This is a genomic window from Lapidilactobacillus salsurivasis (genome assembly GCF_054785215.1).
Map to the genome: position 1 here is coordinate 57,408 of NZ_BAAABI010000008.1, position 19,106 is coordinate 76,513.

A 19,106-nucleotide genomic window follows, 5' to 3' on the forward strand; every position below is an offset into this window, starting at 1 on the left:
TTGAACAGGAGATGTTTGTTTTATTATGTTATTGGTTGACCGCAACAAGCTGACTACATTCTTTTTTTTGCTTGCATATACGACGTTTTATGCATTTGCTATGTTTGGGCATATTGCAGGAATCGGCGGCTATCTGAAGAATATTACTTACTTTGGAATCGCAATTTTGCTGATTCTATTTTTTACACGGCTTCATGATTACTATGCAAAAGAAGGAATCATTTTCTTTATTCTTATTTTGTGGTCACTCTTTATTGGATACCGGGTCGGGGACTATGGCTATTTTAAGCTGATCCTTATGATTACGGTGTCAAAGAATATTGATTTTAATAAATGCATAAAATACGATGTCTTTCTGCGGTTGTTGACCATTGTTTTGATGTATTTCTTGTGGCGAGCGGGAATTGCCCCTGATACAACATCGGCATTTGGGACGATCATGCGCCACAGCATGGGATTCCAGAATCCTAATCATTTTGGACTGCTTGTATTCATTCTTATTTTGGAATGTTTATATCTTGCACGCATGAAGTTTCATTTCTGGCTTTATGCTGCGCTTATTGCAATTCTTGTTTTTGAAGATCGAATTGCTGGAAGCCGCACATCAGAAGTCTATTCAATCGCGCTGCTTATTTTTACTGCATTTTATGCCAAGTGGCCGAATGCATTCAAGAAAAAGGGATGGCAGATTTTTATGCAGCTGAACTATGTTATATGTGCTGTGCTGACCGCAGTATCGGCGCATATGATGGAATCGGGTTCCCAGACAATGAAGGCACTGGATTCGGCTTTTTCAGGCAGAATTACTAATGTTGTTTATTACAATCAACTTCTTGGCCCCACTATTCTGGGACACAGTATTTCTTTTGGAAACCGGACATGTGACAACTTATATGCCTATTTGGCAATATGCTCAGGTATCCTTGTTTTTATCGCAGTTACAGTTGCTTATATGCTACTGATAAGGGATCTGTACCAATATGATAATATCCCTATGGCTATTGCTGTTTTCTTTCTCTTTGCATACGGAATCAGCGAACGACTTTGGATGAACATTGATTACAATATGATGATGTTGGCATTCCGACAGTTGATCTATCATGACGTTGTTCCAAATATTCAGATGGAAAAGCAAGAAACAGTGTATGTTTCAGAAGTAGAATAAGAAATAGCTGGCCGATCAGGAACCGAATGTAATCTTCGGCGGATGACAAGTATTATGATATGAACAAGACGATCGAAGTGGCACTGGAGAAGAGTCGGGAATTGGTGTGACATTAGATTGGGAAAAGATTGACGATAATGCATAAGCGGGAGAAAATTTTTGACAGACAGACTTATCATTACAGGAAACAGGATGTATTAAAGGAATTGCTATAATCTTGATGTTCATACATCATTTATTTGGTTTTAATGGATTTCTTGTCCCACAGTATAATCAGTGGATTTCAGTCATACAGATGCAATTTTTTCAATATTTCGGCTCTTTGTCAAATCCTGTTGATGAATGGCTTTTACAGAGTTGAAAGTCATGCGACTTTCAACTCTGTTTTTTTCATTGGTTTTGTTCTCATTTGCCGTAACTTAATACGTAAGCACCAAATAACTGACCGACTATCAAACTAACTAAATCCAAGTTATGATTACCTCATCAAATAATTGGTGAGGTGATTTTTATTGGCAAAACCCGATATTGTACAAATCAAAATGGATCAATCTGAACCACAGCTACGCGCAACAACCAAGGCGCTACAAATTAAGGTTGGCACAAATAAATCAGTGATCGTCTACAATCGCATTAATAACTATATTTTAGAAGCAGTTTTAAAGGCGGTGTTCACCGATGATCATTGATCAACGGCAAATTCGCCAAGTCTATTTAGTGTGCGGTAAAACGGATCTTCGCCGCGGCATCGACGGTTTAGCCGGCGTTGTCCAGGATCAATTTGAATTGGATCCTTATAATCAGGCGCTCTATTTATTCTGTGGTACTAGGAAAGACCGCTTTAAGGCGCTCTACTGGGACGGTGATGGCTTTTTATTACTTTACAAACGAATTGAAAATGGGCGGTTACAGTGGCCGACTAATCAGAATGCATTACGCAAACTGAATGCCAAACAATTGCGGCGATTACTCAGCGGTTGGTCGTTAGACGCCACTATTCATAAAACATGTCCACCTGGACATGAAAAATAACTATTCAAGCTAAAGGAGACGTGGTAAACTCAATTCATAAAATACGGACCGAGTAGGTGGGCTAATGACCCCAGAAGAAGAGATTGCGGCGTTACGCAAACAGGTGGCCGAATTGACAGAGATGGTCGCATACTTGACGAAAAAACTTTATGGTCAAAAATCAGAACAAACGGACCCTAATCAACTGTCTTTACTGGAAGGTAATGACGGTGTTTTTAGCGCGCCAGAGCAAACTGGCCAACAAAGCAGCGTCACAGATCAAGTACCGGCAAAGAAAAAGCGTAAAAAAACCCGGCAAGAAAGCTTAAGCCGCCATTTGGCGGTTAAAGAAACAATTATTGATTTAACTGGCCAACAGTGTGACCAAGGTCATAAGCTAACCAGCGTTGGCAAAAAGTTTGTCCGTGAAGAACTGCATTTTATTCCGGCTAAACTCTATCGTGAGCGTATTTATACGCGCACCTATAAGTGCCTTGAATGTGAACTAGAAGATGGGATTGCGCATTTAATTCAAGCGCACACACCAGCAGCTTTAATTCCGCATAGTCTCGCTTCAGCTTCGGTGGTTGCCGAGATCATCTGTCAAAAGTTTATCTTAGGTACGCCGTTATATCGGCAATTACCCAACTGGAAGCGACTAGGTATCGCACTTTCAGAAGCCACGGCGACCAACTGGATCATTAAATCAAGTCAAATGGTTGCGCCAATCTACGACCTATTGTGGCAAGCAATCAGCGCGCAGCGCTATTTGCAAGGTGACGAGACCCCAATTCAAGTACTACGTGAATCAGGTAAAGCCGCAACCGCAAAATCCTATATGTGGGTGGCCCGAACGGTCAAACAATGTCCCCAGCAAATTATTTTATATGCTTATAGCAAGACACGTTCAGGCACCTTCGCCCAAAAATTATACCAGAACTTCACTGGTATCCTACAGTGCGATGGTTATGCCGGCTATAACTTGTTAGCAAACAGTGTGACTCGGGTCGGTTGTTGGGCCCATGTGCGGCGTAAGTTTTACGATGCCGCCCAAGTTAACGGTAAAACAGTAGCAAGTGTCCCCCTGACATTGATCGATGAGATGTTTGCCCGTGAACGACAATGGCAGCATTTTTCCCCGCGCGTGCGGCGGCGTAGACGACGTAGTCAGATTCGCAAGCTACTTAAGCGCTTCTGGAAATGGATCGCTTCGGCACAGGTACTACCTAAATCACGTTTAGGCAAGGCAATCACTTACGCCGTTGATCAAAGGCCGACCTTAGATCGGTTAATCAATATTGGCATGATGGACTGGAGCAATAATGCTTCTGAACGCAATATGAAGCGTCTTGTGATCGGCCGAAAAAATTGGCTTTTCAGTACGAGTCCAGCCGGAGCCAGATCAACCGCCATTTGGCTAACTTTAATTGAAAGTGCCAAGGCCAACGGCATTGATCCACGAGCTTACATTACTTATCTGTTAAAAGAACTGCCGCAACAACCAGATTTCGCCGATCCGGCGCAGTTAGCGGTTTATTTACCATGGCATTATCCAGGTGCTCGGCATCAAAATAAAAAAACAACGGACAAGCATCAAGCTAAAAATGCCGCCTAACAAAAGACAACCAGATTTCTCAAAATCGAGAAGTTTGGTTGTCTTTTTAAAACGGGTGATTATTTACCGCTTACAACAGACCGACTATAAATAGCGTATCGGCTGCGGTATGATAGCCTCATCATAAGAAATGGTGAGGTGTTTTTATGCTCAATAAACCGGAAATCGTTCAAGTTAAGCTGGACGACGGTCAACGACAGCCAAGTCCAATATCAAAGGCCTTTCAAATCAAACGTAATGAACATGAAACAATCATTGTTTACAATCATATCAATGGATATATTTTAGACGCCCTAGTCAAGGCGGTGTTCACTGATGCTCATTGATTTACGCCAACTCAAGGGTATTTATTTGATTTGTGGCAAAACTGACTTGCGGCGTGGAATCGATGGTTTAGCCGCTACGATCACTGATCAGTATGAACTTGACCCCTACAGCAGGGCGTTATTTCTTTTTTGCGGTACCCGTAAAGATCGTTTTAAGGCCCTATATTGGGCCGGTGATGGCTTTCTCTTACTTTATAAACGAATCGAAAATGGCCGCCTGCAATGGCCAACCAATCAAAATGAGGTGAAGCGACTACACGCCAAACAATTACAACGTTTATTATCTGGCTGGGGGCTTGAAGCAACCGTGCATCAGACCAACCGACCAAAAAAAGCTAGGCTTAGCTGACTAATCATGGTACACTCAGGACAATCCTAGTGAATGAAGGCGATTCCATGGCAACGACCGTCGAACAACTTAAGCAAGCCCAAGCGCAGAATCGTGAGTTACTCAAAGAAATAAAGGCCTTGACCGCAACTGTCCAAACTTTGACGGAAGAAGTCGCCTTTTTTCAGCGCCAACTTTTTGGCAAGCATTCGGAAAAAATAACTGATCCTAACCAGTTATCCCTATTGGCAGATGACAATGGGGTTTTTACCGACCCAGAGCAAACTGGGAACCAAAGCGAAACGACAGTAACAACAGTCGTCCATAAGCCAAAGCGTAAGCGTTGCGAATCAGTTGATCCCAATCTACCGATCGAGACCACCGTGATCCGCCGCGAGAACTTGAGTTGCGATCATGGTCATCAACTGATACCAGTGGGCAAGCAATTTGTGCGTGAAGTCGTGCATCAAATTCCTGGTCGCCTCTATCGCGAACAAATCTTTGAACAAACGTATAAATGTGCCGCTTGTGAAACGAATGATGGCGTTTCACACTTATATCAGGGGACTGCGCCGCAGGCGCTGATCCCCCATAGTTTAGCGACCTCATCGTTAGTCGCTGAGTTGTTGTACCAAAAATATGCCTTAGGGACACCACTTTATCGTCAAATGAAAGCCTGGCGGCGGGCTGGTTTGATTTTAAGTGAAACGACCATGACGAATTGGGTGATCAAAGCAGCGACGATCGTTCAACCGCTGTATACGTTACTGCACGAACAATTATTAACGCAACCTTACCTGCAAGGCGATGAAATACCGTTTCAAGTCTTGCATGAGGTGGGTAAAACCGCGCAAAGCAAGTCTTATATCTGGGTGGCTCGGAGTATTCGCTTAGCTGCGCATCAAGTTGTCTATTATACGTATAGCGACAATCGTGCCGGCAAAACTGCCCAACAACTTTATGGTGATTTTATGGGTGTCCTACAATGTGACGGTTATTCTGGCTATAACCTACTGGGCGCAACGGTGACGCGGGTCGGTTGTTGGGCGCATGTGCGGCGAAAATTCTTCGATGATGCCTGCAAGATCAAGGGGCAACCGACGATAACGCCACCCTTAAAATTGCTTGATCAAATGTTTTACCTAGAACGGGGCTGGCGTGATCTAACACCAACCAAGCGCAAAGAACTACGCCAGGAACAATTAAAGCCAGTGATCAAGCAATTTTGGCAGTGGTGTGATCAAGCGGTGGCCACCCCGAAATCACGTTTAGGTCGTGCTTTGACCTATGCCCAAAACCAACGGTCTATGCTTAATCGTGTGCTGGACTATGGCGAGATTGATTTAAGCAATAACGCCACTGAACGAAATGTGAAGTCTTTCGTGATTGGGCGCAAGAATTGGCTTTTCGCCACCAGTCCTGCAGGGGCACAGGCTAATGCGATTTGGCTGACCTTGATTGAAACCGCGAAAGCTAATGGTTTGGATCCCCGGCAGTATCTCGAATACCTGCTTGATCAATTAGGGCAACTACCCGTTTTTCCAACTGAGGAAGAATTGGCGGTCTATTTGCCATGGCAACAAGTGCCAGACAAAAAGGTTTGGCGTGATCAAGAAGCGTAGACCCTTGGCTAATTTAAAATCAAACAGCGCTACTGATTCGAACCAAAAAGTTTCGGATCAGTGGCGCTGCTTTTTAAAATGATTAATCATGATTACATAGTATTTTGATCATGGCCTTACAAGTGAGTTATCTTGAGTGTTGGTATTATTACTACTTTTGATTGTTATGATCAGACGGTGAGGTAGACAAATACTTTGTTGTCCCGGTTTACTGATCCAACCAGTATTAACGGCAATTTGATCAGGTGTATTATCTTCCTTATCGCGTATACGTGTTCCATTAACTTCTATAATATTATATTCACCGGGGTGTGGGTGTAATGTAAATAATTGGTGTTGTGTTTTGCGAGAGAGCTTAATTTTCTTTATTACTTTTTTGTCAACAGAAATTTCAGCATAGGTGGTTGGTTTAGCATTATTAGTCGCGGTGGTCATCTGTTGCTTCTGAGAGTATCCAAATATAATCAAGGGGATAAAAGAAACGACAAGTAGTATAAAAATGATTATGTAGTCCCAAGGGCGTATTTGCTGTTTTAGATTTTTAAACATCTTCAGTGAACAACCTAGTTAAAAGACGCGAACTGCAGGCAAAGTATAAGAGTAATTACCGATCGAGTCGACAGATCCATCAGACTGTAGGCTATTTAGACCAATCTTAGTGCTAAAATCCTCTTGATTAACAGTAGTTGCATCAACTTTATAAAAAACTGTAGTCCAAGTTGTTGCTGCCTCAAGCAGTTTTTTTCCAGTGGAGAGTGTAACATCTGTTAATGTTAGTGCGGTAACTAAAGTAGGCATATTTCTCTGCGTTAATTTCAACTTTGTCTCCTCCATTTTTTTGAAATACACTTTATTAAAACAGTCATATGTGTCGTAAATATGGAGAAGCCAGCATATATAAAAAAGAGTGCCATGTGACACTCTTTTTGAGCTATTTAATATCAACAACACCGACAAATTCAACATCATCAATTGCAGTTAAGTAAAAACTATCAGTTGGTCCAAGTATTGCAAGTTGACCATTTTTGATTGTACATTCTTGATCTGGTGTGGTCAGTTTCACCGTCCCTTTTAAGGGAATGAGAACTATATTTTCAGGTACAGGGTGAAATTCTCCGTTGTTTGTCACTGTATTTTTCTTTAGTATACGATGACCAACCCGTCTTTGACCATTTTCGTAAAGGTGTTCATGGACCTCATCACCGCGACCACCAGTTAATATTTTCATATAATATATACCCCCAAGTTAATTGACTTTTTTACGTGGCTTTTCAGTATTATTGGAATTTTGTTGAGTGTTGTTTCCACAGCCGCCCATACTACCAGAGCCACCGTGCATACCCTTGTGCATAAATAGCATCATGAGTGGGTGTGCTAGAAGAAAAAGGGCTATCAGAATCCATTGTGACATAGTTTCACTTCCTTTTGCTTTGTTTCTATAATAAGTATAAATTGGAAGTGTGTTGTTTTTATGTTGTCGGGAATTTTTACATAGTTATGAATATTATTATGTATACACGACATTCAAATGAGTGTCGTGTTTTTGTTTCCTACAAACCAGATTTAATGGTCCAATTTGTTCCTGCTTTTTCTAAAATAAGTGTGTACTGCGAATATTGGGTCATATCAGTTTCACTATCAAGAAACCTCACGGTTGCGTCAACGCGAATATTATCTCCTTGACGATGGAAGGTCGGATTAACTAATTCCGCAAAACGATAGTCTTTATTTAATGGCTTTGTACCGCCATCGACATAATATTTCAGTTCACTGGCGGTGCCACTAGGATACAGTGTGAAGAAAGTCGTTAGAAATTTAGTGATGCTGCTAGTGGTTTCGGCATCAATCGAGCTGTCCGTTTGAAGTTGTTTTTCCGTTGCTTTGGCCTTAGTCGGAGCTGCCGCAATTGTTGGGTTGGTCACGATCACCATATCACCATCTTTATTTTTCATAACATTTAATGAGTAGGTGGATTCGATTGCTTTTGCGGCGTCTTCTTTTTGACTGTTTTTGATCTGCTGATTAACCGTAAATAACACTTTATTGACTTGATTCTTCTTAGCCTCAACTTTCCAAATCCGAATATCAGACACGATGGAAGATGTCGGGATATCTGAACGTAGCGCATCGGCGTTTAGGGTTACCAATCCATTTAGCATGAATTTACTAAGGTTCTTTTGGCGCGTTTCTAATTTTTCATGGTTAGGTTCCCAGGTGTAATAGACTTTGGCAAAATCAGTGACAAAAGCTTCGATCGCATTGGTATCAGTCAACTTAACTTTCACCACTTCACGTTCATGCACCGTGTGTTTATTGATGGCGGTGAAATCCTTGTACACGCCAAAACTCACACTAGCGATCAAGATCAACCAACAGAACCAAGTCGTTTTTCGCCGGATACCGACGCGAGGTTGCTTTAATTTACGGGGCTTTTTTTCTTTCACCGGCTTTGGTTGACGTTTTGGTGGCCGTTGTCGTTTAACTTTTTTACGTGGACGTTTGGGACGGGCTTTCTTATGTGAAGCGACTTGATGCTTGGCCGGACGTTCATTGTATTCATAATGGGGATTGCGTTCAGTTTCTCGATCATAGGGTGGCCGTGGTTCATGTTGCTGTTCATAGTCATGAGGTGGGTAACGCTCATCGAGATAATCATTCGGTGGTCGGCGATAGTTGCGGTCGTCTCGTTCCTGTATTCGTTGCGGTGGTCGATCCTCATAATCTTCATGATACCGTGGTCGCGGGCGTTCCGCATAGCGATGATCACGGGAATCTTCGTAGTCATCGTACTCATAGTCGTAGTCTTCATAATCTTGACGGGCCATGTCGTGTTCCTCCTTGTGGATCAGATTTACCATTTAAGTTTAGTGGCGAGATTAGCCACACTATTTTGTTGCAAGATGGCAAGGTGATTATTTTTTTGATGGTTGTGGTTCAGTTCATAACACTGATAAAATTCGGGATAGTCGTTGCGAAAACGGTCAAATAACTGGCGTAGACGGACTTGGGTGTAGCCGCGATAGTCTAAATCACTATAAATATCATATTTGTCGTCACTGGTGAAAAATTCTTCGGCAAGGTGTAATTCTCGATCTAAAATGTATTGGCGGTCTTCCTCACGAAACTTAGTATTTCCTAACCACTCTTTGACGTTTTGTTCATGTTCTAAAGCTAAACGGAACTCACGACGTTTACCAAATTCAAATTGCGGCAGTTCGGCGACAAAGTAATCAATCACTTTGACTAGGTCATCAATGTTAGGTTCATGTTGTTCAAAAAACTTGATGCGTTCCCATTCAGTTGAAGCGTGATCGAGTTGTTTGTTACGTAACAGGCGATTGTCGCCGTAGTTCAAATCGATCCGACTTTCTACTAAGGTGTGATCGATGGCATTGGTCAACAGATCCATCCAGTGATCATAGCTAAAGCCATCTTCATTTAAGCTAGTCAAGAAAATCACCTCATTTCTTGATCCGGCCAGCCCCGACAAGATGGGCTTGCCAGTAGGCGGTATTTAGATCTGCATAACCAAGGGGATCGCCAGCATTGTACATGCGCATATTACCGACATAGATGCCAACATGGGTAATGTAGTCGGAAGTGGCGTAAGTGCCTTTGAAAAATACTAGGTCACCAGCTTTTGCACTTTTAATACTGATGTGTTGCGTTGCGTCATATTGTGCTTGAGCGGTACGCGGAAGTTGAATGCCAGCTTTGGCATAGGCCCAACTAGTTAGCCCAGAACAGTCAAATCCTGTAGTTGGTGTTGAGCCACCAAAAACGTAGGGTGTGCCTTGATATTTAAGGGCCTCGGTCATAATCGCTTTAACCGTTTTATCGCTAAAATTAGCTACAGTCGGGCTAAGATACTGGCTGACTAAACTTACGTAGAACATATTGCCATAGGCGTAGCGCCAGCCTTCATCAGAGACTGGATTGGTGTAAGTGACTTTTTTACCACCAGCTTTTTCTTTAGCAAAATCACTGGCTATTTGGAGCGAATATTTCTTGCCATGAGTAGCCACGTAATTAATAAAGGCACCACCAAAGTTGTAGCTTTGAATGGCCGTATTTAAATCGGTTTTAGTTGCTTTCATCGACTTGATCAAACTGGCAAAGTATTTCACGCCTTGTTTGATCGAAGCATCTGGTGACAAGCTACCAGGTGCTTGACCCAGCGATTCGCTAGATTGCATCACATCGCTGCCTTTGCCGCCAGATTCAACCTGCATAATCGCAAGGATCACCGTTACTTGGTCAGGAATACCAAACTCCTTACAATATTTTTCAACGGTGCTTTTGTACTTGAGCACTTCAGCGGAAAGATTCATTGAATCAACGACTAAAGCGGTCGTATCACCGCTATCATCGTCATCAGCCGTCATTGCCACTGAAAAGAACAACAAGCTAATGAGTATGATCGGTAAGACGGCTAAGACTAACCATTTTTTAGTCATTTGTGCTTTGGTCGCTGCTTAGTTGGCAATTTACGGCGCATGGCGTTTTGTTTAACAACGAGATTCAGTGGCTTGCCATTCGTCTGCTTAAGTTGCCGTTTTGTGCCTGCTTTGGGTGCTGTGGTGAATGATTGTTTTGTGTGCGGTGTCGGTGTTTTGATTGGATCTTTCGGATGGGCTAATTTAGTCGTACTTGGATCACGTGGCTTGAGTTGCGTGACAGATGAAGCTGTCGGCTTTTTCTTGATCGGATCAGAATTAGATGGTTGCCGTGGATTCTTAGGTGGATCAACCACTAGTTTACGTCGTTGCATTTCTTCACGACGTTTCTTTGCGGCCAGTTCGCGTTCTGATTGATTGTCTTGGCGTTGATTTTTCAAGCCATTTTTGAAATCATCGATTCCCTTTTTAGCCGTTGCTTTGCCTTGATGTAGGCCGTACTTAGTATTGGTTGGTAAGTCCTTTAACTGTTCCTTAGTCCGTTTGGCAGTTGCGGCCATTTTCTTTTTGGTGTCTAATGCGGCACCGACTTTTTTACCGGCACGGGTCATCTTGCTAGTGGTGGCATCGCGTTTATTTGGTTGGGGTCGTTTGGGCTTACCTTTACTGTTTGCGTCAGTACCAGTTTCAGGCTGTGGTTGCGATCGTGGTTTTAAACCGCGGGCGAGCATACCACCCATTGCGGCGTTACCCATGACTTGCCGGATCAAACGACTACCACTGCGGCGCAGACGACTGGCACCAGCTTGAGAGTCAGAACTTTTAAGTTGCATCATCCCCATTAAATCGCCCAGTTTCATCCAGATACCGGCAAAGATGACAATTTGGAGAAAGGCAACTAGGAAGAATGGGGTGGTGGTCGATAGTCCATAGATCATGGTGGAAAGGCAGAAGGTCAACGTTAAGACGATGGTGATGCCAGCCCGCATCATGATCGTATTGAATAGACGTAAAACCGCCGTTTTCATTAGGCCGTTAAAGCCTGGGATCATAGCTAAGAGACAACTGATCGGCAAGAAAATGGCGTAGATAATGAAGAGGATCTGACTAAATAACATCATTGCCATTAGAAAGAATACAAATATGGTGATCGCGATATCGAAGATACTGACAAAGGTGGTCACGCCTAAACGTTGAATCGTTTTGACCGCCGATAGATTGTCGTTTTCTTTATCCTCAATTTCAGCTTTGACGATCTCGGTGCGGTCTTTACCTTTGTTTTTGAATGGATCAGTTTTGACCAGCTTATTGACGCGGTCTTCACCAACTTCTTTAATATTGGAATCGCCAAACTGTAATAACGTCCACGGCTGTTTGACCTGAATGTTGAATAAGGTTTCACGAATCGCATCAACACTGTTTTTTGAGGTGGATTGCTTATTTTGCATGATCATTTTAGAACCTGTATTTAAAGCCGAAGTACTCATATCGGCGGAAAATTGATTGATCTTACCAATATAATCGGGTGAGTAGGCAATGAAGCTCGCTGATAGAATGAAAATCACCACAAAATTGACCACCGCTGAGATAGCTTTGGAAGATTCACGTTTGACCAGGCCGGTATAGGCGACATATACACCGAGCACTAACACCAGTAACAAAAGCATACCGGGATAAAAGCCATCGTAACTAAACCCATTTTTAGAAACGCCAGCGAGTAGCTGCATATTTTTGCCAATGGCATCAGTCGTATCTTTGATGAAGTCTAATGAATAAGCTTGTTGAATCAGGTAGCCAGTGGCGTAGGAAAGATAAACTGAGATCAACCACAGAAAGTTAGTGATGGCATAAACGGCGTACATCACCGACTTACCAATACCATCACCCCAGTTCCACGGCAACCAATCCCATGATGAATCAACGAAATAATCTAATTGATAATTGTTGACCGGGTATTTAGAAAATTCGTGTTTATTATTGACGGTTTCATCGACTAAGCCGGCTGCGTGGACACTTTGGAGCGAAGTAGCACTCACTAACACCACGACTAGTACAAGGCCAATCAGTAATAAAAGTCGTTTTTTACGGGGCGACATTTACTCACCTCCAGTTATCTGCGCTGGTGGGCGAGTATCGAAAGCCTTGTATAAGTGTTCAAAGATGTAATCAAAGTGCAGAACGCCGACATGACCCCAAATATCTTGGAATAAGCATTCACCATTATCTAGTGAACGTAAGCGGTGTTGATTGCTTTCATCTTCGGCGTCTAGGCCAAAGAAAGTGAGCGTGTTTTTGATTTCATTGATATCGGTCGAGCGAAAGGCAAATTTCATACCGATATTATTTTTCATCTTTTCGTCTAAGAGATCATTGGCATTTTGGGTGACCAGATAAACGCCGGCGTTCATTGAGCGACCTTCACGGATCAATTTCATGGATAAGGCTTTACCTTGCGCCACGTTCAGAAACGCCCAGGCTTCATCGAGATCCACAATTTTAAATTGCGAACGATCGGCATGGATAAAGTCGATGGCAAAAGTCGAGATGATCATCAACATGGCTACGGATAACGTTTCCGCGGTGATGTATTCTTCTTGGGTTTTGTCGGCATCCGGTAAGACCAAATCGGCAATTTGAATGATATTGATTTTGCGGTCCAAGGCGATCGAACGGCGAGTGGAACCATCTGAAAAGAGTAAGGCAGCAAAATCATAGTCGGTGAACGATTCAATATGATCAGCGATATTGTTGGCAATCGGCGTCCCTTCGCGGCGCAGTTCAGTGATCACTTTCAATAATCCTGGTTGTGGATCAAGGGTGACGTTGCGAATTGCTTTACGTAAAGTAGGAAATCGTTCGGCATCACGACTAGAGATCCCGGTCAAAAAGGTTAAAGTATCGACTGCCAAACTTTCAGAATCTTTTGGGTTGCTAAGAATGATGTAAGGATCAAGTAAACCACGATTAGCTTCTTCACTAGTTAAGTTAACGATATTGATATCGTCTTGCATGAAATCTAAATTTTTCGCCCAATCAGTTCGTTCCGATTTTGGATCAAGAATTAAAGCTTGCGCGCCATAGAGGACGGCGTAATAGACAAGTAAGTTATTAGAAAATGATTTACCACCACCTAGTGAACCTAAAAACGCGGCGGAAAGGGCATTCGTTACGGTTCCTTTCAAACCTTGTGCGGCTAAGTCAGGTTTGATGAAAACATTACGACCGGTATCCACGTTGTAGCCCACATAAATGCCTTCACGTTCACCTAAAGCTTGGGTAGCACCGAAGCCTAATGAGGCAATGAAATCACTAGTCACATATTGAATGTAGTCGTTCATGTAGCGCTTTGATGCGGGCATAAACTCACTGTGTAAGCCCAGCATATCGCCGAAAGGGCGAACTAATTTGATGTTCAACGAATCATAGAAATCAAGCACTTGATCGGCACGCTTTTTCATTTCATCGTAGCTTTTGCCACTGACGCGAATAACATAGGAAATTTTGTACATCGCGTCTTTAGTTTGATCAAGTTCAGCTTCTAGGTCGTCAACGGAATCAAGGGCATCGGCGACACCGCGAGTGGTTTCATTATTAGATTCATAGGCGTGATTATCTAAATCTTTCAGCTCTTTCTTTTTGTTACGGACCTTAGTTAACGCCTTTTTGTTAGTCACAATTTCAACATTTAGTGAGGTATCAATGGGAAAGTCGAATTGTTGTTGCTGGAAATAGAAAACCTCACTACCAGGAAAATCTAATTCACCAACAATATCGGACAAGGCCATATAGGTGACATAGGATTCAGTAAAGCCGTGGGTAATGATCAAGTAACGTTGCTTTTGTTCGATCAATGAGCGGGTTGGTTTGATCAAGTCATATTTTTTGATCACTGTATCTTGATCATCTTTTTGTCGTGGCAGGTGGTATTGGTAGTCTTCATAATCTTGCCCTGACATACCGTAGAGATGTTCTAACAAGTAGCCAAAATCATCTTTGATCAGTGGTCGAATTTTAAAGCGACGACTGACTTTATCGGCCAGAAAACGGGCGACTTTACGAAATCAATCAACTTCACTGTTGTTCATCACCATGAAGTCACCGGTATATTTTTCGTTGAATTCATGAAGAAAATCCTGAATGCCAAGCCTGATATCATGCCAAACGCCCTTAGCGGATAGCTCACGATCATTTAGTAACAGTTTGAAGCCAATAAAAAAACGATAATCAACTTGATTATCGCCAATATTGTCGATCAACGCGGCGGCCTGACCGTCAATATGTGTATCGGCAATACTTTTTAAATCACCTTTGACCGTGGCTTTGGAACGGCGCATCGTGTCATTGATACTGGATTCCGTGGCAAGCTGCAAGAGATGCAGTTTGCCGTCACGGTTTTGTGAGATCAACTGACGGAAATTTTCGTGGACTTCCGCTTTTTGGTCAGGTGAGAGAAAAGAATAGTTATAGGGGACGAGTTCGTAATAGGCGAAGCATTCGCCATCACGATTGAACACTAAATTGTCTTCGATATATTTTATGGGAAACTTCACTGGTCGAACCTCCTTACGTGGGTGATGTGGTCAAGGGCATGAGCTTTAACAGATTTGACTGGCCGCCCGGCAAACGTGATCTTCTGGGCGGTAAAATAAGTGATCACCGAGCGCAGAAAGCCTAGTGGCCGTTTGTTATCAAAAGTCTTTTGACTCATGAACCAAGTAATGGCCGCCGGAATACCGAGATATTTCAGGAATGCGCCATCAATGAAACTAAGTGGTGGTACATCACCAAGCAACATGACCAAAAATAAGGCGACGATGAACCAAGTCATTTGCGTGAATGTGACGGGGAACGGTAGATTAACATCGTTGATCGCGTAAAGCACTTTTTCCACGGACCAAATGCTGGTGTAACTACGAATCTTTTTCATAAGTGACCTCCTTTCTTTGGGGTAAAGAGGACTGATCCATTTGCTAGACCAGCCCCCGAGCAGAAACTTAATTTGCGTATTCATAAATAGCGCTGTTAGTAACCAAGTAATTACCTTCAATTTCCATATCGCGACCCAGTGCTTCAAAGTCGAGGTAGGCAATGACTTGATCTGGCAGGTCACCGAAAACGGCACCAGATTCCACAGCATCTTGTGCCAGCTCGGCCATATCTGAAACACCTTTATAGATAATGATATCCTCAGCGTTTTCAGCTAGTTCTTCAATATCACGGAACCATTCGCCAATCAAGGCACTAACGTCAGCGCCAAAATCATATTCTTCAAGCCGTTCTAAAGCGGCATACTTACGATTGATCTCGTCTATTGAATCAAAGCGATCAATTTCAAATGGTGCTTCGTAATCATGGATCGCGTACTCTTCACTGTCATTTTTCAATTCCAGTTGTTCGGCAATAGCGTCAGGGTATAACGGCGGTGTGAACCATTTGCCAGTGGGTTTGCCTTGATTGTAATAACCTAAGTTGACGATAAAAACGCGTACCGTTTCCATTTAGCTCCCTCTTTTCTTGCAGTAATTAGGCACCAACAACACGATTGAATAAGTTCAATAGCACATCTTTGACGCCGGCGGTATTAAATACCAGCCCCACGGCGATCAATGCAATGATCAGAAAGCCGATCAGTTTAGAAAATTCACGTTTAAAGCCTAAGAAAACACCGATCACTGCAATTGCCATTAGCACTAAAGACTGGGCGTTGCTTGTAAACCAGTTGAAGAGATTTTGTCCGAAGTTCATTTATTATCAATTCCTTTCTAAATTTACCAAAGTGAGGTTTGCGACGAGTGATGTTGCTTGATCCGAGCTAAGGCCTTTTGATAATAATTTGGATCAAGTTCGTAACCAATGTAGTGCCGGTCAGTATTAATACAAGCAATAGCCGTTGTGGCGGAACCCATGCAATTATCTAAAACAACTTGTCCGGGTAACGTATAAGTTTTGATCAGGTATTCAAACAATGCGACTGGCTTCTGGGTTGGGTGCCAAATATTTTTATCAGCTTTAAACCGTAGAATATCATTCGGATAGTTCTGGTACTCTTGAACATATTGTTCTGGCGCTGCCCATGGGTGTACTTGGTTACCAAAGCCTTTAGTTTGCGCATTAGTGATGGTTTTGTTCATGGGCATCAGGTCCTGTGGGTAATAGAACATGGCATTATCAGAATTAGCCACCGGCGCTTTTGAAAATACAAGTACTTCTTCATACCGTGACATTGGCCGATGGTGGGCGTTAATAAAATTAGTGACATTACTTTTGACCCAGACCCACTTGTAACGGAATAGTTCAGGCTGGGAGTTGTAGAGCTGAAAACTAAAACGTTGATTACTGGTTAGAACAATTGCACTGCGAGGTTTGATCAAACGTAAATATTGTTGCCAAAGTTGTTCAAACGGAATGATCGAATCCCATGTGTTAGGAGTTGTGCCGTAAGGAAGATCACAAAGAATCAAGTCAACGGATTGATCCGGTAGTTTCTTCATTCCAAGTAAACAGTCTTCATTATAAATAGTGTCAAGTAAAATATTGGTTTCACCGCCACAGGTTTATTTCAGTACTTGCTCCTTTTAAATTGCATTATTTTTGTCAGGGTATAACGCGACCATTCAGTAGTAGTTGTTAATCTAAAAACGTTGATTTAGTAAGGATAAGCCAGTTTTGGCACTGACACTAAATAAGAAATTCAGATATTCATCGTTGTAACAGGGTTTACCGTAAACGTTAAGCATTGGCGTTGGCCGATGAATTGAAAAACGCCAATCAAAGTAATCGACCGGTGTGGAGAAGTACTGGGTCATTTCGAAAAGTTGTAGATAGTTTGTATCTTCCACCAGGCCGATAATTTGACCATGATAGTCATAAGCATTGAAGATCCAATCCTTATGTTCAGTGATCAAGGTTGCTAGGGGACTATTCATGCTGATCTCGATTGTTTGTTTGATATTGACCGTAAATCGGAATATGATATTGGACGCTAATGGCGGTTATTTTTTTGAGTAAACATTTATCGTTTGACGGTATACCGTGAACATCCAATAAGGGTGACGGCCAATACAAACGAAAACGCCAAGCAATATAATTAACAGGTTTAACAAATTCGGTGAGTTCAAAGAGTTGCAATAAATTAGTGCGTTCGATCACGCCAACAATATGGTTACGATAGCGATAAATATTTAACACATATTCTTTTTGGTCAGTAGATAGACTAACAAGGGGTAAGTTGGTATTCAATCAGTTTCCTCCTTTGTAAAATAATCACCGATTACGTTATCTTTAGTGATGGTGTGTTGTTCAAGCAGTTTTAGATGTTTCTGTTGGAGTTCAGCACTTTTGATCATGGTCATCGTTTGATTGTTGCCTTCATAGCCATCAATTTTTAGCAGTACTTTTAACATTGGAGCGACTTGCTTTTTGATCCAACCGCGGGTTTTGCGTAGGTCGAATGGTTCAGGTTTTAGCGTAAGCCGCAAGGGCGGCCGTCCCTTACCACAAAAGGCCGCCCAAGTTTGATTAGTCGGCCAATTGGAACGTTCTTCACCTTTACCGGGATCTACGAAGCGAACGTAGCGGGTGATAATGCCAAAGGCAGTACGTTCAACATTGCGATAACTGAGTAAATCTTCAATCGCAACGGTAGCCCGATCATTTTTCAAGCGAATTTCAAAACGATTCTTGATGCTAGTATCTGCGAATTCTTCACCATAGCGAAAAATTTGTTCGGCGGCCTTTTCATAAACACAAAAGTAGATATCACTTTTCATAGAACCAATATATAGTGTGGCGCCTTCACCGTTGATGCCGTCATCAGTCATGGCACCGGAGTTCAGACCTTGAAAGCGGCGCATAACAGAGACACATTCATTGTGTTGACATTTAACAATTAATTCTGGAATATTTAACATGCCAACACGATCGTTGACGGCTAAGTCAATTCTTTTAAAGATGGCCTTAGCTTCGTAACATTTGCGGAAGAAATCAAACCATGTCTGGTTATGAGCTAGTAAAATACCTTCAAATTCACGGCAGCCTTGTCCTTTCAATTCGAGTAGAACACCTAACTTGTCGTTTGTCGGGGCAATCATGACCTGAATGTTGGAGAAGGTGTAGTGTGCTTCATAACCGTAGAAACCCCAGTCATCAAAGAGCATGTAATCTTTATTCAAATAAAGAAAATTCTGTAGTACCCAATCTACGTCATGTGTGGGGAAACGAATCCGGACATAGTCGATATTAAGATCCAATTCCGTTTCGTTGATCCAGTTATCAAGGGTCAAATCAATTTCTTCCTGTAGGGAAACACTGGCGTTTTGTTTGCCTGATTCCACGCGTTGCAAATGTTGGCGCGTAATACCAATTTTTTCGGCTAACTGAGCTTGAGTAAGTTCCAGCGCTTTGCGCTTAGCCTTAACGTTATCAGCCCATGTCATTGATCCACTTCCTTTTTAGGCAAAATAAAAAGCAACTTTTTTAGGTCAAAGTTGCTTTTGCAAGATCGTATTTAATTGTTGATATATCACGGTTGATACATGTTTTTGCGATGTTGAATTGTCTATTTCTACCCCCCTGTTAGATACTGGGGGTTGAGCGACCGGCTAAAGCCGGCCGCAGCCCGCTCGCGCTTTTCGCGTTGCCAC

22 protein-coding genes and 1 pseudogene are annotated in these 19,106 nt (G+C 42.4%); 7 read left to right on the forward strand and 16 right to left on the reverse strand.

Features of this window, described 5'->3' with window-relative positions:
* Positions 1-25: 25 nt before the first annotated feature.
* From ACYVSB_RS09950 to tnpC (ACYVSB_RS09980), 7 genes are all read left to right on the forward strand, one after another.
* Positions 26-1,165, forward strand: coding sequence for a hypothetical protein (locus tag ACYVSB_RS09950; RefSeq protein ID WP_461219259.1), 1,140 nt, complete (start codon positions 26-28; stop codon positions 1,163-1,165).
* A gap of 512 nt (positions 1,166-1,677) precedes the next feature.
* On the forward strand, positions 1,678-1,854 hold the full coding sequence (locus tag ACYVSB_RS09955; protein WP_010012905.1) for a hypothetical protein: 177 nt from the start codon (positions 1,678-1,680) through the stop codon (positions 1,852-1,854).
* Positions 1,844-2,197, forward strand: coding sequence for an IS66 family insertion sequence element accessory protein TnpB (gene tnpB, locus ACYVSB_RS09960; RefSeq protein ID WP_010011941.1), 354 nt, complete (start codon positions 1,844-1,846; stop codon positions 2,195-2,197). Before ACYVSB_RS09955 ends, tnpB (ACYVSB_RS09960) begins: the two co-directional genes overlap by 11 nt.
* Positions 2,198-2,261: 64 nt before the next feature.
* Entirely contained in the window at positions 2,262-3,791 is a 1,530-nt protein-coding gene (gene tnpC, locus ACYVSB_RS09965; protein WP_461219260.1) for an IS66 family transposase, read from the forward strand.
* Between the two features lie 146 nt (positions 3,792-3,937).
* Positions 3,938-4,117, forward strand: a complete 180-nt coding sequence (locus ACYVSB_RS09970) for a hypothetical protein (RefSeq protein ID WP_010009368.1) — start codon at positions 3,938-3,940, stop codon at positions 4,115-4,117.
* The gene (gene tnpB / locus ACYVSB_RS09975; protein WP_003679178.1) at positions 4,107-4,466 is read left to right on the forward strand and encodes an IS66 family insertion sequence element accessory protein TnpB; all 360 of its coding nucleotides are present in this window, start codon (positions 4,107-4,109) and stop codon (positions 4,464-4,466) included. Before ACYVSB_RS09970 ends, tnpB (ACYVSB_RS09975) begins: the two co-directional genes overlap by 11 nt.
* Positions 4,467-4,513: 47 nt before the next feature.
* Entirely contained in the window at positions 4,514-6,067 is a 1,554-nt protein-coding gene (gene tnpC / locus ACYVSB_RS09980) for an IS66 family transposase (RefSeq protein WP_461219261.1), read from the forward strand.
* A 108-nt stretch (positions 6,068-6,175) separates the two neighbouring features.
* Here the strand turns inward: tnpC (ACYVSB_RS09980) and ACYVSB_RS09985 are convergent, their stop codons facing one another.
* From ACYVSB_RS09985 to ACYVSB_RS10060, 16 genes and pseudogenes are all read right to left on the reverse strand, one after another.
* Positions 6,176-6,616, reverse strand: a complete 441-nt coding sequence (locus ACYVSB_RS09985; protein ID WP_035457186.1) for a NusG domain II-containing protein — start codon at positions 6,614-6,616, stop codon at positions 6,176-6,178.
* Positions 6,617-6,634: 18 nt separating this feature from the next.
* Positions 6,635-6,886, reverse strand: coding sequence for a hypothetical protein (locus ACYVSB_RS09990; RefSeq protein ID WP_035457185.1), 252 nt, complete (start codon positions 6,884-6,886; stop codon positions 6,635-6,637).
* Positions 6,887-6,998: 112 nt separating this feature from the next.
* Positions 6,999-7,295, reverse strand: coding sequence for a lysophospholipase (locus ACYVSB_RS09995; protein ID WP_461219262.1), 297 nt, complete (start codon positions 7,293-7,295; stop codon positions 6,999-7,001).
* Between the two features lie 18 nt (positions 7,296-7,313).
* Positions 7,314-7,478 (reverse strand): DUF2933 domain-containing protein, encoded by a 165-nt coding sequence (locus tag ACYVSB_RS10000; RefSeq protein ID WP_003688746.1) that lies wholly within the window; start codon positions 7,476-7,478, stop codon positions 7,314-7,316.
* Between the two features lie 139 nt (positions 7,479-7,617).
* Positions 7,618-8,892, reverse strand: coding sequence for a conjugal transfer protein (locus ACYVSB_RS10005; protein ID WP_100070908.1), 1,275 nt, complete (start codon positions 8,890-8,892; stop codon positions 7,618-7,620).
* A 26-nt stretch (positions 8,893-8,918) separates the two neighbouring features.
* Positions 8,919-9,518 (reverse strand): hypothetical protein, encoded by a 600-nt coding sequence (locus tag ACYVSB_RS10010; protein ID WP_223875916.1) that lies wholly within the window; start codon positions 9,516-9,518, stop codon positions 8,919-8,921.
* Positions 9,519-9,528: 10 nt separating this feature from the next.
* Entirely contained in the window at positions 9,529-10,524 is a 996-nt protein-coding gene (locus ACYVSB_RS10015; RefSeq protein WP_100070910.1) for a bifunctional lytic transglycosylase/C40 family peptidase, read from the reverse strand.
* Complete coding sequence (locus ACYVSB_RS10020; RefSeq protein ID WP_461219263.1) at positions 10,521-12,560, reverse strand: CD3337/EF1877 family mobilome membrane protein; 2,040 nt, start codon at positions 12,558-12,560, stop codon at positions 10,521-10,523. Before ACYVSB_RS10020 ends, ACYVSB_RS10015 begins: the two co-directional genes overlap by 4 nt.
* Positions 12,561-15,014, reverse strand: a pseudogene (gene tcpF, locus ACYVSB_RS10025) (conjugal transfer ATPase TcpF).
* Entirely contained in the window at positions 15,011-15,391 is a 381-nt protein-coding gene (locus ACYVSB_RS10030) for a conjugal transfer protein (protein WP_003678270.1), read from the reverse strand. Before ACYVSB_RS10030 ends, tcpF begins: the two are co-directional and overlap by 4 nt.
* Before the next feature lie 67 nt (positions 15,392-15,458).
* A complete protein-coding gene (locus tag ACYVSB_RS10035) occupies positions 15,459-15,962 on the reverse strand; it encodes an antirestriction protein ArdA (protein ID WP_003678269.1) in 504 nt (167 codons plus the stop codon).
* 25 nt (positions 15,963-15,987) lie between these two features.
* On the reverse strand, positions 15,988-16,209 hold the full coding sequence (locus tag ACYVSB_RS10040) for a hypothetical protein (protein ID WP_003678268.1): 222 nt from the start codon (positions 16,207-16,209) through the stop codon (positions 15,988-15,990).
* 23 nt (positions 16,210-16,232) lie between these two features.
* Positions 16,233-16,955 carry a DNA-methyltransferase gene (locus ACYVSB_RS10045; RefSeq protein WP_003678263.1) on the reverse strand — a complete coding sequence of 241 codons (723 nt, stop codon included), beginning with the start codon at positions 16,953-16,955 and terminating at the stop codon, positions 16,233-16,235.
* 141 nt (positions 16,956-17,096) lie between these two features.
* Positions 17,097-17,390, reverse strand: coding sequence for a hypothetical protein (locus ACYVSB_RS10050; RefSeq protein WP_461219264.1), 294 nt, complete (start codon positions 17,388-17,390; stop codon positions 17,097-17,099).
* Entirely contained in the window at positions 17,383-17,703 is a 321-nt protein-coding gene (locus ACYVSB_RS10055; protein ID WP_010011721.1) for a hypothetical protein, read from the reverse strand. The genes ACYVSB_RS10050 and ACYVSB_RS10055 overlap by 8 nt, the downstream gene beginning before the upstream one ends.
* Positions 17,700-18,899: a replication initiation factor domain-containing protein gene (locus ACYVSB_RS10060; protein ID WP_461219265.1), complete on the reverse strand. Its 1,200-nt coding sequence runs from the start codon at positions 18,897-18,899 to the stop codon at positions 17,700-17,702. Before ACYVSB_RS10060 ends, ACYVSB_RS10055 begins: the two co-directional genes overlap by 4 nt.
* Positions 18,900-19,106 lie beyond the last annotated feature (207 nt).